This is a genomic window from Streptomyces sp. NPDC055103, assembly GCF_053607625.1.
Map to the genome: position 1 here is coordinate 23,225 of NZ_JBSGTX010000077.1, position 14,156 is coordinate 37,380.

The 14,156-nt window shown below is 69.3% G+C and carries 10 protein-coding genes, 1 tRNA gene and 4 pseudogenes; 7 read left to right on the forward strand and 8 right to left on the reverse strand.

The window, feature by feature from the left end; all coding sequences use genetic code 11:
* Positions 1-166 precede the first annotated feature (166 nt).
* Positions 167-609 (forward strand): annotated as a pseudogene (locus ACWFR1_RS33930) (helix-turn-helix domain-containing protein).
* On the opposite strand, the gene ACWFR1_RS33935 reads toward ACWFR1_RS33930, so the two are convergent.
* On the reverse strand, positions 601-867 hold the full coding sequence (locus tag ACWFR1_RS33935; RefSeq protein ID WP_453558072.1) for a hypothetical protein: 267 nt from the start codon (positions 865-867) through the stop codon (positions 601-603). The pseudogene ACWFR1_RS33930 and the gene ACWFR1_RS33935 overlap by 9 nt on opposite strands.
* Positions 868-1,271: 404 nt before the next feature.
* Here ACWFR1_RS33935 and ACWFR1_RS33940 point away from each other — a divergent pair, with 404 nt between their 5' ends.
* Positions 1,272-2,156, forward strand: coding sequence for an endonuclease domain-containing protein (locus ACWFR1_RS33940; protein WP_453558074.1), 885 nt, complete (start codon positions 1,272-1,274; stop codon positions 2,154-2,156).
* 541 nt (positions 2,157-2,697) lie between these two features.
* On the opposite strand, the gene ACWFR1_RS33945 is transcribed toward ACWFR1_RS33940, so the two are convergent.
* From ACWFR1_RS33945 to ACWFR1_RS33955, 3 genes and pseudogenes are all read right to left on the reverse strand, one after another.
* A complete protein-coding gene (locus ACWFR1_RS33945; protein WP_453558076.1) occupies positions 2,698-3,864 on the reverse strand; it encodes a hypothetical protein in 1,167 nt (388 codons plus the stop codon).
* Between the two features lie 446 nt (positions 3,865-4,310).
* Positions 4,311-4,633: pseudogene (locus ACWFR1_RS33950) on the reverse strand (transposase); the annotation flags it as partial.
* A 111-nt stretch (positions 4,634-4,744) separates the two neighbouring features.
* Positions 4,745-5,119 (reverse strand): annotated as a pseudogene (locus tag ACWFR1_RS33955) (LysR family transcriptional regulator); the annotation flags it as partial.
* Positions 5,120-5,250: 131 nt separating this feature from the next.
* Between ACWFR1_RS33955 and ACWFR1_RS33960 the strand changes: the two are divergent.
* From ACWFR1_RS33960 to ACWFR1_RS33970, 3 genes are all read left to right on the forward strand, one after another.
* The gene (locus ACWFR1_RS33960) at positions 5,251-5,397 is read left to right on the forward strand and encodes a hypothetical protein (RefSeq protein WP_453558078.1); all 147 of its coding nucleotides are present in this window, start codon (positions 5,251-5,253) and stop codon (positions 5,395-5,397) included.
* A 768-nt stretch (positions 5,398-6,165) separates the two neighbouring features.
* The gene (locus ACWFR1_RS33965; RefSeq protein WP_453558081.1) at positions 6,166-7,053 is read left to right on the forward strand and encodes an NAD-dependent protein deacetylase; all 888 of its coding nucleotides are present in this window, start codon (positions 6,166-6,168) and stop codon (positions 7,051-7,053) included.
* 153 nt (positions 7,054-7,206) lie between these two features.
* Positions 7,207-8,460 carry an IS701 family transposase gene (locus ACWFR1_RS33970; RefSeq protein ID WP_453558083.1) on the forward strand — a complete coding sequence of 418 codons (1,254 nt, stop codon included), beginning with the start codon at positions 7,207-7,209 and terminating at the stop codon, positions 8,458-8,460.
* A gap of 262 nt (positions 8,461-8,722) precedes the next feature.
* On the opposite strand, the gene ACWFR1_RS33975 is transcribed toward ACWFR1_RS33970, so the two are convergent.
* Positions 8,723-9,109, reverse strand: a complete 387-nt coding sequence (locus tag ACWFR1_RS33975) for a hypothetical protein (protein WP_453558085.1) — start codon at positions 9,107-9,109, stop codon at positions 8,723-8,725.
* A gap of 476 nt (positions 9,110-9,585) precedes the next feature.
* Here ACWFR1_RS33975 and ACWFR1_RS33980 point away from each other — a divergent pair.
* Positions 9,586-9,659: transfer RNA gene (locus tag ACWFR1_RS33980), tRNA-Met, on the forward strand.
* Positions 9,660-9,726: 67 nt separating this feature from the next.
* Here ACWFR1_RS33980 and tpg read toward each other — a convergent pair.
* The 3 genes from tpg to ACWFR1_RS33995 form a co-directional block, all read right to left on the reverse strand.
* Entirely contained in the window at positions 9,727-10,284 is a 558-nt protein-coding gene (tpg, locus tag ACWFR1_RS33985; protein WP_453558088.1) for a telomere-protecting terminal protein Tpg, read from the reverse strand.
* A gap of 3 nt (positions 10,285-10,287) precedes the next feature.
* Positions 10,288-12,453, reverse strand: coding sequence for a telomere-associated protein Tap (gene tap, locus ACWFR1_RS33990; protein ID WP_453558091.1), 2,166 nt, complete (start codon positions 12,451-12,453; stop codon positions 10,288-10,290).
* A 260-nt stretch (positions 12,454-12,713) separates the two neighbouring features.
* A complete protein-coding gene (locus ACWFR1_RS33995) occupies positions 12,714-13,520 on the reverse strand; it encodes an IS5 family transposase (RefSeq protein WP_453558094.1) in 807 nt (268 codons plus the stop codon).
* A gap of 513 nt (positions 13,521-14,033) precedes the next feature.
* Here ACWFR1_RS33995 and ACWFR1_RS34000 point away from each other — a divergent pair.
* A pseudogene (locus tag ACWFR1_RS34000) lies at positions 14,034-14,156 on the forward strand (IS3-like element ISEc25 family transposase); the annotation flags it as partial.

Here is a 14,156-nt window from a genome sequence, read left to right on the forward strand (position 1 = left end):
GGCCGGCTGGCCAGTCCCCTGGGGACCAGTGAGAGCTTTCCAACCGGACTGCCGGGATGACCAGTTGGGCTTACCGAGTGGCTAAGCCGCTGGTAATCGGGTCTTCGACCAAGCAATCCGTCTCCACCAGAGGCTTCGCACGCTTGTTACCCGTCCGGGCGTCGATGTGGCCGGTTCCGCCCTGCGCTTCCTGTCCGCCGAACTTGGCCCGCCCGGGGAGGAGCCCGGTACCCGGTGGAGATGCCTGAATGCGGGGCGCGACCGGCCGCCCTGCTCGCACTCGCCCATCTCCGCAACGGACACCCGTATGCCCCGCTCGCGGCGGATACGGCATCGGGCCCACCACCGTCTATCGGTACGTCACCGAAGCCGTGGACCTCCTGGCTGCCCCCGCCCCAACTCTTGCGGAGGCGGTCCGGGCCTTGGGAGACGCCGTCCGCCGGGCGGAAGGCAGTCAACCGCTCCCACACGAAGATCCGAGCCCTGGCCGAACGGGCCGTCGCCACCCTCAAGATCTGGCGGCTCCTGCGTAAGCTCCGATGCTCGACCACACGTATCACCAGCCTGGTCCAAGCCGTCCCCTGCCCGCACCTGGCCAGCTCAGACTGAGAATGGAAGACGCTCACTTGAGCTTCGCTTCCCACTGTTGGACTTGCTGTTCAGCTGCTGAGTCCGGGTGGCGTCGCCGGACATGAAGCCGGTGGGCCTCATCCTGTCGTCCCGGACGGTGATCTCGACACCTCCCTTCGCCTGTCCGAAGGCCCGCGTGTCCTTGATCCGCGGCTTGACCGCCACGGGAAGGCTCACCCCGATCACCGGGCAGCTCGGCGCGACAGGCTCATGTGCTCCCGGGACGGTGGCTGCCATGAGCAGGGCGGTGCCTGCGGAGATTCCCGCGGCGATCAGGCGGCAGGGAAACGGTGCGAGCATGAGGTACTTCGGCGCGGGAAGTTGAGCGAGCTGGAACGCGGACCTGGCATGCAAAGCCAGAAGCCCGCGAGCTCCGCTTGGACCAAGACCCCCGACGATCTCCCCCGTCGCCTCGGCACGTCCACGCCACTCCCCGCCACATAACCCGATTGGCCGCGCCAGGCCACCCATGGGGTGTCAAGCAGACCAACAGCCGACCGCCCCCCCGACACAGCCATCCACCTTCCGTCTACCGGCCGCATCCCGGCCGCAACGAACACCCCCACCCGTCCGCGTGCGGTCAACCTGACCGGGAGACCTTCGCAGTAGACATCGGAAGCCATCGCCCGCACGATGCCCTCATGATCACCGCCGCCGACCCGGCCGGCACGAGCCGTACGACGCGCGACCTCATCGCCCAGACGCTCCTCCCGCGCGAGCCTCCCCCACGCACCCCGGCCGCCGAACAGCTCGCCGCCGACCTCGCGCAGAGGCTGCGCTCGGCTCGCGGCGCGATGATGCGGGCACGCACCATCGGAAGTCCCAACTGGTGCCATCCGCCCGCACAAAAACCCTTGCCGTTCGCCTGGCCGGCCCAGATCCGTCTCGACAGCGAAGGCCTCTACCACCCCGCGTACGACACCGAGCGCCGCTACTGCGCCTCGTGCCACCCCAAGTACGCCATCTGGGCGGGCGAGCCGGTGGACCCCTCGACCGTACCGCGATCCCTGCGCTGCTCTGAGGACAACCGGTACTGGCCCAACACCGTCCGCCGCCCGTGGCACGGCCCGCTGACGCAGACCTGGACAGCATCAGGAACTGTCCCGCGCTGGTACGTCTGGTGGCGCCTGTGGGGAGTCCAGGACGGCCGCTGCGCCATCTGCCCGGGACCACCCCAGGTCATCGATCACGACCACGCCACAGGGGTTCTGCGCGGCCTGCTCTGCTACGACTGCAATCTTGCCGAAGCCCTGTGCGCCAAGGCGGTCGTCCTCCACCAGCACTCCGGACTGTGCCGGTTCCAGTGGTACTGGGACAGCCCGCCCGGCGCGCCGTTCGGCTGGTACTGGCCGGACCCCAGCCGTCAGGGGGGCATCAAGGCCTTCCTGCCCGCCCCACCCGACTGGGCGCGCACCCGGCCCGCGAAAGCGGTCACGTGCTCGCCCCACTGCCTGAGCTGGGTCATGCGCCGCAGACAGCCGCCCACGGGGCCCGGGCCCTTGGGAGTTGCGGCGGACAGTCGGTAGAACCACAGGTCGAACGGGTCTAGGCTGCGGCGTCGGCCTGGGCCACAGACCCAGACCGACGCGTCTGCTGGCTCTGCTTCGAGTCAGCCGGGTCTGACGCTGAAGCGCTGGGCAAGGCCCTGTGCAGAGGGCGCCGCGGCCAACCCGTCCCTTCCCCGCCCCCGCATGCGCGCGCTCCTCGACCGTTGCCTGAACGGCGCAGCCACCCCACCCCACCGATGACGACGGAGCGCCGAGAGGCGACACCTGCGTGACGAACACAGGCAAGGCCCCCCAGTCGGCCACGGGGTCGCGCCGACACGCCGGACAGGCATTTTCCACGTCTGATCAACATTTCCGGCACCGCCGTCCGGACAGGGGTGGGGAATGACGTGAAGCCGAAGCGCGCCCCGAGGGGAACTACGTGACCGTCGACACCATTCGCCCGGGCGCTCTGTGAGCATGTGAGTGAAGGACCGCACGTGAGTGGTGAGGGCGTTGTCGACTTCGTGGCAGTGGACCGAAGGTAGGAAGACAGGGCCGCGCTGAGGCGTGTCCGGCCTCAGCGGTCGTGCGCCGTACCGCCCTGCTGAGACGCCGAGCCGCTGCGGGTGACGGGGCAGGCGCCCCGCTCGGCCCTGGCAGTCGCGGAGTACGCCGCCGCGCCCGGCGTCGGCGCACCGAGCTGGTCCAGGATCTCGTCGGCGAGCAGATCCTGCGGGCCCTTGAGCGCATCGGCGGCCGGCCGGTCCGAAGGAAAGACCAACTCGGCCGCGATGTTGTCCTGGACGATCCGGGCGAGGTTGTCCAGGGCCACGAAGACCGGGTCCGAGAGCGGCTCGGCGGCCGGCAGGTCGATCAGATGGCTAGCTACCTTCACCGGGTTCATGCACGGCCTGATGATGATCGAGTTCTGGTTCAGTTGGGACGTTGCCCACTGGGACAGCACGACCGTGTACAGGTCCTGCCATGCGCTCTCGCCGATCCGGGCCCGCCACTTCCGCAGGACGCCCTGCACACCCGCGATCTGGGCCTCGGCCGCGTACCTCATGTTGGTGCGGATGTCCGCGTACACGCTGTAGGAGAAGTCCTCGAACGACCTGATGTCGAAGGAACGGTCCGTGGTGGAGAGCTGGATGAACCGGAGTGCGCCGTCGAGCACCCGCTCGCACGAGACGACCATCTCCGGCGGGATGCCGGCCTGATCGAGCTGCCGCCGGGCGGCAGCCAACGTGTCGGCGTACTGCCGGAGCGGTGTGATCCAGTCAGTGTTCGTGGTGTCCTTGAACGCGACCATGGCGAGGTCGTGCGCATCGATGCGGTTCGCGCCAGGGACGTTCGGAACCCTGTCGCTCAGGTGGGGCGCGATGATCGAGAAGACGCCGAGCGGCACATGGCTGACGGACTTCGCCAGCTCGAACACCTCCCCGACGGGATGCAGCGACTCCTGCGTGCCGTCGTGGATGAGGGTGAACCTTCCGCCCCTGGCGTCGTTCTGGACCACGAGGACGGGACTGAGCTGCGCGATCAGATCCGACTTGAGCGCGGCGTAGTGCGACCGCATACCGCTGTTGACCGCCACGATCGCGTCGCGGGCCCGACCACGCCGAACGGCCAAGTCGTCGGCGGGTGCCCCGCTCCCGTCCTCGGCCGCCGCTGGTGGGGCCGCAAGGCCCGCCATGACGCCGGCCGCGGTGGTACAGCCGAGGAAGCTTCTGCGTGTGGTCATTCTCCGCCTTCCGTAAGGGCCCATTCGCCCGGCGAGGGGCGGGGAACACGAAGTGGAGGGCGCGCGGCCCGCCTTCCCCGCGGGGAAGGCACCGACGCGCCGGTGTTCCCGGCAGACGGACAACGATCTCGAGCACCCACGCGCATCGGGTTGTCGCGTATCGGGTTGTACGGCGCCCGCTCAGCCGGGGGGGACCTCACACGTCGGTACGCTCTCGGCGGCGGGTTCCCGACGACGGCACGCGCACCCGAGACGGAGAGCCGTCCCACTCCGCCAGAACCCACGGTCCGTGGGCCGGATGTCACCGGCGCCGCCATGGACGGGGCCGGTGACGACGGTAGACATCGATCCGCGGGAGGCCAGCGCTTGTTGTACGCGGCGGGCGGGTCCTCGGCGTACACCCGCGGGACGGCTGGTCCGGGGGACTGGGTCGGCGGTGCTACGCCAGCGTCGTGGTGGTCCCGGGTGGTCGTGGAATCGGTACTGACCAGGGACAGGTCCACCTCGCCTTGCCTCACGGCTTCATCGATCAGGCCCTCCAGCAGGGCCTCGAGGACGCCAGCGTCACGCCACTGCCGGAAGTGGTTGTGGGCGGTCGACCCCGCACCGAACTTGGCCGGCATCTCCCGCCACTGCCCGCCAGTCTTGAACCGCCGGATCACGCCCTCGAACTGCTGGCGCAACCACCGGGGTATGGGCCGTACTCGCCGATCGGCAGGTGCGGCCCACTGAACTCCCCTGCCGCATCAGTCAGTTGCGCTCGCGTCACACATGAAGATCTCCCGGACCAGGCTCCGTCACGAGATCGAACCCCGCAGATCAGCAGGGAGCCCGAGTGAGGTTCTTGATCCAGATGATCGAGGCGCGCGTCTGCTGGCGGTCAGCCGTTGAGCCAGTCCTGATAGCGGTTGGACGCCAGGCGGGCACCGGGGCCGGGGGTGAGGACGTCTCCGTGGACGGCGGCGAACAGGCCCGCCTGGTCGTCGACGACGACGGAGCGCCGGTCGCCTCGCGCGGCAAGCGTCATTCGGCCGATCTCGTCGAGTGTGAACCTGTCGGGGCCCGCAACGTCGAGAATCCCGTCGAGCGGTGCGCCGGTGGCCACGTCTGCGAGGGTGTCGACGACATCGGCGCTGGCGATCGGCTGGAGCGGCGTCGCGGGCAGGCGCACCGCGGTCTCGTCCGAGGTCCACGACATGGTCGGCTCCATGAACTCGAAGAACTGCGTGGCACGCACGATCGAGTACGGCGTCGGGCGCGACGAGCAGTCCATCGGGTTCTTCCGTACCACGGTGGGCAATCTGCTCGCCGCGGGCGATCCGTCAGCGCGGACCGCTGGGTACGCCGCCGGAGCAGTGCACGAAGCGGTGCCCCATCGCCCGCGCGATGGGAGCCGCCGACGCTGCGTGGCGCGCGTCGCTGGCCGCCGTCACGATCGCCGACCTCGCCGCGTCGGTGGAGCGCGACAGCGGCCCTGAAGCATTGCCGAGGATCGGCACCTGGCTGAACGGGAGCCAGGGCCATCAGCCCTAGGGAGCGTCTCCGGTGACTGCATCCGGTCGGGTGCGGGGCGGCCGACGGGGCCAGCCCGCCACACGAGTCAATCCCGATGATCGATGGCGAGTCCCGGCGATTGACCACGACTCGATACGCGCCCTGTCGCACCTTGGCGCGTGCTGCACCACGGCGGGTGCCGAATGCCCGGGCTTCGAGGCACGAGCACATCGTGTTCACGGCTCCTGCCTGCGTCTGCCGGCCGATGTGCCCAGCGCCGGGCGGAGCGTCGCACTTCAGCCGCAGCCGGCGGTTCATCTGCTCGAACGTCGGCTGCGGGCGGCGCACGTTCGTGGAACACGTCCAGGGGCTGACCCGCAGCCACGGCCGGCGGACCGACCAGCTGCGGTCGTCGCCGGCGGCGGTCGGTCTCGCACTCGCGGGCGGGCCGGCGCCCGCATGAGTGGTGTCCTCGGGGCGCCGGTCGGCAGCGTGATGTTGCGACTGGCCGGCGCGCAGCCCGAGCCGGAAGTCCCGGCGCCGCGAGCGGTCGGCGTCGATGAGTACGCCACGCACGCAGGCAGCCACCGCGGCACCGGCCCCGTAGACATCGAGACCCGTCGCCCCGTCGACCTGCCGCCCGACCGGGAAGCGTCGAGCCTGGCTGGGCGGCCGGCCCAGCGACCCGGAACCAAGTCCGCAAGTCGGCACCGGGCCCCGTCAGGTTCCCGAGTAACTCAGTGGACACCCAGGTCCGTGAACAGTTCGACGCAAGCGGTGCCGTCGGCCGTTCCGTACCCTTGCGGCATGCGCATGCGCCCCACTCTCAGCTGGACCCCCACCGAGGACCTGCCACCGGGCACGACGGATCTGGGGCCGATCGCCGACGTGCTGGGCACCGGCGGCGTGCTGGTACTCAGCGGCGCGGGCATTTCCACGGAGTCGGGCATCCCCGACTATCGAGGCGAGGGCGGGAGCCTGAGCCGGCACACTCCGATGACCTACCAGGACTTCACGGCCGGAGCTCAGGCGCGCCGCCGGTACTGGGCACGCAGCCACCTCGGCTGGCGCACCTTCGGCCGCGCCCGCCCCAACGCCGGGCACCGGGCAGTGGCGGCCTTCGGGCACCACGGCCTGCTCTCGGGCATGATCACCCAGAACGTCGACGGCCTGCACCAGGTGGCCGGCAGCGAAGACGTCGTGGAACTCCACGGAAGCCTGGCCCGCGTCGTCTGCCTCTCCTGCGGCGCCTTCAGCCCGCGGAGCGAACTCGCCCGGCGGCTCGAGGCGGCGAACCCGGGCTTCGCGCCGGTCCCGGCCGCGATCAACCCGGACGGTGACGCCGACCTCACCGACGAACAGGTCTCGGACTTCGTCGTGGTGCCCTGCGCGATCTGCGGCGGCATCCTCAAACCGGACGTGGTGTTCTTCGGCGAAGCCGTTCCCGCGGAACGGGTCGAACACTGCCGCGCACTCGTCCGTGAGGCGGCTTCGCTACTGATCCTGGGATCCTCGCTGACAGTGATGTCCGGGCTCCGGTTCGTCCGCCAGGCCGCCCAGGCCGCGAAGCCGGTGCTGATCGTCAACCGGGACCCGACGCGGGGCGACCGGCACGCTCTCACCCGGGTCGCGCTTCCGCTGGGAGCGGCCCTGACCACCGTTGCCGACCGGCTCGGCATCGCCATCGACAGTTAGTACTCCAGCCGGACTTTGGTGTCTGACCTGGGACGATGCCGGGCGGCTGGAGTGTAGCGGGACGGTGGCTGGTCAGGGGCGGTCTCGAAGAGACCGCCCCTCGATCGTGCGACAGCGCCGCTGATAGCGGCATCGGCGGGGCAGCCTCCTTGCGTGATCACCGAGCATGCTGCCGAGCAGTGGGACCTTGAACTGGACGACCTCTTCGTGACCATCGGCCACCGTTTCGATCGGGTCGAACTCCGTCGCCGCATGCGCGACTACGTACGCGGTCTGCTCGCCCCGGTAGCCCGGAAGAACAGCTGGCAGCTGGCCGAACAGGCAGGCCACCCCACCCCTGATGGCCTGCAGCACCTACTCGCCGGCGCGAAGTGGGAGCCCGACGACATCCGCGACGACCTGCAGGAATACGTCGCCGACAAGCTCAGCGAGAACGCCGGAGTCCTCATCATCGACGACACCGGGTTCATCAAGAAGGGCACCACCTCCGCCGGCGTCCAGCGCCAGTACTCCGGGACCGCCGGACGCACCGAGAACTGCCAGATCGGCGTCTTCGCCGCCTACGCCACCACCCGCGGCCGGGCCCTGGTCGACCGCGAGCTCTACCTGCCCAAGTCCTGGGCCGAGGACCGCGAACGCTGCCGTGCGGCCAGAGTCCCCGACGACCGGGAGTTCGCCACCAAAGGCGAACTGGCCCGGCACATGGTGCTGCGTGCCCTCGCCTCGCCGCTGCCCATCGCCTGGGTCACCGCGGATGCCGCCTACGGACAGGAGAGCCGCTTCCGCCGACTGCTGGAACAGTCAGGCGTCGGCTACGTGCTGGCTGTGCCCAAGTCCCAGTTCACCGTGGGCTGTTCACGCATCGAGGGACTGTTCGCGCAGGCCCCGGACGAAGCGTGGGAGGAGATCTCATGCGGCGATGGTGCGAAAGGACGTCGCGTCTACCACTGGGCGGCGGTCCGGCTGCCGGCCGTCGCCGAGTTCGACTACCAAGGCGAGATCCCCCACCGGATGCGGTGGGCGCTGGCCCGCCGCAGCATCAGCAAGCCCGACGAGATCGCCTACTACCTCGCCTACGCCCCCTTGGAGACCACCGTTCAGGAACTGGTGCGGATCGCCGGGACGCGCTGGGCGATCGAGGAGTGCTTCCAGGCCGCGAAGAACGAATGCGGCCTGGACCAGTACGAAGTGCGCCGTTACGTCGGCTGGTACCGGCACATCACCCTCGCCATGCTCGCGCACGCCTTCCTGGCGACCACGGCACACCAGCCCCGGGAAAAGGGGGCAGAACCGGTGAGACAGCCGAGACCATCGAGCTCACAGTGGCGGAGATTCGGCGACTCCTGGCAGCTTGTCGTCCCCAGCCCCCGCACCTGCGCGGACACCGAGGCCGACGCCACGCGATGAGCTGGTCGAACTGGCGCCGACGACGCCAAGCGGTCGCCCGCCGATGCCACTATCAGCGGCGCTGTCGCACGATCGAGGGGCGGTCTCTTCGAGACCGCCCCTGACCAGCCACCGTCCCGCTACACTCCAGCCGCCCGGCATCGTCCCAGGTCAGACACCAAAGTCCTGCTGGAGTACTAGCCGGCTGAACCGCCGCTGCCCGTCCCGCACAAGCACAGAGCCCCCCAACCGGGAGGGCGCCGTCGTCTGGCAGCGCCGTTCGTCAGTGCGTGGGTGAGGCCTCGGTGAGGGACATCCAGTGCCTGATGGTCGTCTGGTGGGAACCGGTGGCTGTGCCTTCGGTGACTGACCTCGCGTCCGTGGCGGAGCAGGGTTCTCCTGCGCGGGTCAGTAGGACGAGCGGCCACTCGGGGCCTGCGCCGGGCCCCGCCGCGTCGAAGGCGGTCCAGTCCCACGGGCCGTCGAACAGCCAAGCCCGCCCCGCGGCGTCGGCGACTTCATCGCCCGGCTGCAGAAATCCGTAGGGCCGCATCAGCAGCTCGAAGGTGAACGGGGTCCCGCCACCCGGGTAGAGGGCGTAACCCTCCCCGTTGAGATGACTGTCGTCCGGAAACGCCCGGTACGACAGACCGCGGGGCAGCACGGCCACAGTCAGCTTGGGGCGCGGTCTCCAGCGGAGGCGTGTGGTGATCGACAGCGGTCACGTGGACTACGGTCGGCGGAACTCCGACCTGGCAGGTGTCTCCCGCCTTCAGGTACTCGGGCGGCGGATCGGTCCGAAACAGTTCCACCTCGGCCTCCGGCGGGGCGTGCCCGCCGCTCTCCACGCCCAGAGCGACGACCCCGTTCCAGTGGAAGAAGTCGCTGTCGGTGTCGACGTGCCGCCACGGCCACCGCACCGACACGTAGTTCCACATCACGCCTCGTTCGACCCTGGTCGGTGTGAACGGGCAGGCGACCGACAACACGTCTCCGACCCGGAAGTCCCCCTCGTACGTCATCGAACCAGGCTAGGGCGCGCAGTAGTCGCGATCCGAGCCGGCCCGCCCGCCTCGGACACCCCCGGTCGACGAGAACGACCTGGTCAACAGTGTGCCGTGAGTGGCGTACTGTGGTGTCTACCGACGCGGGGTGGAGCAGCTCGGTAGCTCGCTGGGCTCATAACCCAGAGGTCGCAGGTTCAAATCCTGTCCCCGCTACTGAAACGGCATGAGGCCCGGATCCTGTGGATCCGGGCCTCATGCGTGCCGTTGGGGTCTTCCTTCTCTAGAAATCCACGTCCAGGTAGTCGATGTCGTTGATTTCGACGTCCGAGAGCCCCATGGCGCGGGCTCCGCCGTCCTGGAAATACACCTCTTTGAATCCGTCGGCGATGATTTTGCGCATGTGCTGGTCGCTGGAGCCCTGTTCGCGGGCGTCGAACAGACGGCGGGCGTATGCCGGGGGGAGGTGGATGGTGAGGCGGCGGAAGCGGCCGTCGTCGGTCGTGCCGATCGGGGCGGTGTAGCCGAAGCGGGCGCGGGTCTCCACCGTGATCCCGCCCGTGGTGGCGGCGCGCTTCCGGCGGCGTCTGCGGACCTGGGGCTGCCAGCGGGACCGTACGAGGTCGTCGATCTTTGCGGCGATGTCCCTCGGCGGGTGTTTGCGTGCGCCGCGGCGATAGCGGTTGACGGAGTCGGCGGTGACGCCGATCTCCGCCGCGACGGCCGCCGTGGTGCCGAGCTGTTTGATCAGGTAGGTGATGCGGGCCTGGAGCGTCTTGGGCGGCTCGCGGGTGAATGCCTCCCGGTCAGCGCGCTCCAGGGCGTCGTCGATCTCTCCCATGGGTCACTCCCCTTCGTCGAGGACGGCGTCGCCGCCCTTGATATGACGGGCGGGGTTGTAGCCCTGCTCCATCAGGTCGACCGCCCAGGCCATCGACTGGACGCCTTCGAGCTTGGCCAGGCCCGGGGTGGGGCCGAGGCGGAAGCCGCCGGGCTGCGGCTTGCCGGAGGCCGCGTAGGGCAGGAAGTCCAGCGGGCCTGCGCCCGGCGAGGGGTAGACGACGCAGTCGGAGAGCACGGCGAGCGGGTACAGGCCGGTCATCTTCGCCATGTTCATCAGCTTGCGGTGCATGTTGACCCGGGCCTTGGAGATGACGGCGGCGCGGATGTCCGGGCGCCAGGTCGGGCGTTGCATGGCCGGCCAGGGGTCGCCTTCCTTGTAGCCCTTGCCCTGCGGGTTCTCGAACAACTTGCCGATGCCGCCCTTGATCGTGGCCTTGATCGCCGCGAGCACGGCCGCCATCGCCGGGTCGATCTGCTTGTGGACCTCCATCGCCACGAGGAACTCGGCGTCGGTGAGCTCCTTGGTGACGCCGAGGTCGGCGAGGGTGTCGACGTAGGCGGTCTTGAGACGGTCGTGCCACGGGTCCAGGTACGCGCCGGTCTCACGGCGCAGGTACGCCTCAAGGATGTCGACGTTGTAGCCGAGCTCCTGGGCGTAGGCGACGGTGTGCGTCTGGTACCAGGCGGGGCCCGTGGGCCGCTCGCCGGTCGGCGTGAACGGTGACGGCAGGCGGGGGTCCAGCTCGATGTGGGAGAGGTCCACCAGCCAGGAGCCGGGGATCTTCGGGTTGAACCTCGGGCCCACGAAGTGGTCGGGGGCGGACAGGCCGACGACCAGGCGGGCCGCGGCCGCGAGGAAGGCGGTGTTCAGGTCGAGGCCGACGGCGTACGGAAGGACGCACTCCTCGCCGGTGAGCGTGTCCACCGGCCGCACCCACTGGTACGCCTCCTCGTGGAGGAAGCCGCCCTTCCAGCCGGAGTGGTAGATCGCGGGGTGCTCGGGCTGGCCCTCCGGCGGCGCGGGGTCCATCGGCTCCGTACCCAGCGAACCGGGGTTGGGGCCGCTGACCCAGTTGCCGGTCTCCTCGTCGCGCACCGGGCGCGTGGGCGGGCGCAGTGCGGTCATGAGCTCGAGCCCGGAGACGGCCGTGGAGCCTCGCGGTGTGGTGACCCGCTGGGCGTAGACGCCGAGGACGCGGGCGAGGTCGGCCGGCTCCATCTCCGCTTCGGTGACGCCGGGCCAGGAGCGCGAGTCCAAGGCGTCCCAGGGCAGGATCGCGAACTGCACGCACTGTCGGTCGCGGCCTTGGGCCTTGCGGTAGATCCGCGCCCAAGGACCGAACCCGCGCTGGGTGAGTTGCCACTTCGCCTTCGCCACCTGCTTGACGACCGGGTGGTCCTCCGCCAGGCGGAGGTTCCGCCGGTCCTCCAGGCGCTCGGGCAGGCCGAGTTTCACGGCCGCCGCGGCGGTCAGCACGATCAGGGGGTCGGAGTCCTTGCCGTAGCGGTGGAGCCTCGGTGCCCCGAGGCCGGACTCCTTCAACGTCCACTCCACGAGCTCTACGATCGTGGTCGCCGGGCAGTCGAGCACGATGCCGTTGACTCCGTACGCGGAGCCGTCGCCGTCCAGGACAGCGAGGGGACCGTGCGGGAAGTTCGGGTCCAGCGCGGGGACCGCCGTCGCCCTCTTCGTCACGGGGCGCCGCGCTGTCGCGGCCGGACGGGCGGGGCGCTCGGGTGCGGCGGGGGCGTCGGGGGTAGCCGGGGCGGCGGGCGCGGTGGGGGCAGCGGGCGTGGCGGGGGCCGATGGTGCCGCTGTCTCCTCCGGCTCGGGAGCGGTCGGACCCGTGAGCGTCTCCGGCACCGGCTGCTGCGCGGGAACCGGCGCGGGCGCGACGACGGGGATGGCGCCGTCCATGGGGTACTTGGCCGCCCAGCCGTTCAGCAGCCGCTGATACGCCGCCAGCCGGTGGCCCGTCGGCTCGGACCGGCCGTTCTCCCAGTTCTTGATGGACTGTGTCGACTTCAGTTCCATGGCCTGCGCGAGGCGGGTCTGAGTAATACCGGCGGCCTCACGCAGTCGGGCGCGCTCCGCCGGGGGCGGGAGCTGCGGCTCCTCCTCCAGCAATTTGTCCACGGCCGCAAAAAGGTCTTCCTCGGATGCCATGTCACTACCTCCAGCCTGAAGGTAGCAGACTTTACCCATATATTTTACTCGAACATTTAACCCGTTCGAAGGATGCTGGCGCCGGAGGGGTTAGCACGGCGTGAGAGGCCGCCGGGGCTCTCGAGTCCGGCAGGGTGGGGTGTACCGCCCCACGACAGCCGCGCCGACGGCGGATAGTGCTCCACGGCAGTGAGCCCGCCCGTCCTCAACACCCGACCAGCGGAAGCACCCAGTTCTGACGTGCTGTCACTGAACCTCTTTCATCCTGAATAGTTGCAGGTCAACAGCGTGTGGACGGCCTGGACGACTGTGCCGATGCGGCGGGTGGAGCATCTGGCTCGTCGGAGGATTCGCCAGGACTTCAGCTGCGCGAAGGCCCGTTCTCCGGGAGCTCTCAGTCTGGCGTGGTCGCGGTTGAACTGCTGGTAGTGCTCGGGCTGTTCGCTGTGGTGGTAGTACGGGGTCCGGAATGTGGCGCCGGCGCCCTGGTAGGCACGGTCGGCGAGAACGAGGATCTGCCTGGTGAGGCAGGCCTGGACGATGCCGTGGGCCCGGGCCGCGGTCAGGTCGTGGGTGCGGCCCGGTGTCGCGCGGGAAAACCACAGCGGTGTGCCGTCGGGGCGGGCGATGACCTGCACGTTCATGCCGTGCTTGCGGTGTTTCATCGAGTAGTACGGCTCGTCCGCACGGATCCGGTCGATGGGGATGAGAGTGCCGTCGACGATGACGTGGTCGCCCTCACCGAGGCCGGTGAGGGCTTCGTGGAGGCCGGGTGCCCAGCCGGCCAGGACGTCCAAGGTCTCGTCGACGTACCGCCAGGCGGTGGCCTGCGATATCCCGAAACCGGCTCCGAGCTGCGAGAACGTCTCGTTCTTCCGCAGGTACACCAGTGTGAGGAGCGCCTGCTTGAAGCAGCCGAGCTTGCGCCAGCGGGTATTGCGGGCCTGGCGGTGCTCGTGCAGCAGCCAGGCGACATGCTCGACGAGCTCATGCGGGACGTCGAGCGTGGCAGGATACGGAACCAACAGGGCCCCTTCGGTCGCCGGTGTGATGAGTGGAATCACCACGCCAACGACGAGGGGCCCTGCCTCGTCACCACACCGCTGACCAGCCCATTTCACCCTCCAGCACAGGATGAAAGAGGTTCACTGACGCCTACTCGCCGATACCAAACCGGCACGCGCACACAGCACCCAACCCGACATGCGAATATCTCAAACCGCAACACACATCAGCAACTATCAGAACTTCGCCCGGATATGTCGAAATCGGACACTGCTGGCAGGGAGGCCCCTCACTACCCACAACGCGGGGTCACAGTCGCCACAGAAGCCGGAACCGTCCACGCTCCGGAAGGGCAGGGCGCGGCAACGGGTACCGACGCCAGCCAAGCATCCGCGCGTCACGCCACCCGCTGCCGAAGGGGGCGGTCTGCCCACCTCGACATCACAGCCGCCTCCACTACCAGAGCCATGGTGAGTCCACCCCTCACAACTCTCAGCTCACCCATCCACCTGGGAAAACAGCCTGTGAACCGTTCTGGGTTCGGTAGGGACTCGATCATTTGAGAGGATCGAGTCATGGCACGTCCTTCCCAGTACCCGCTTGAGCTGCGCCGTCGTGCGGTGCGGATGGTCGCCGAGGTGCAGCCCGACTACGACACCGAGTGGGCCGCGATGAAAGCGGTCGCCCAGAAACTGGGC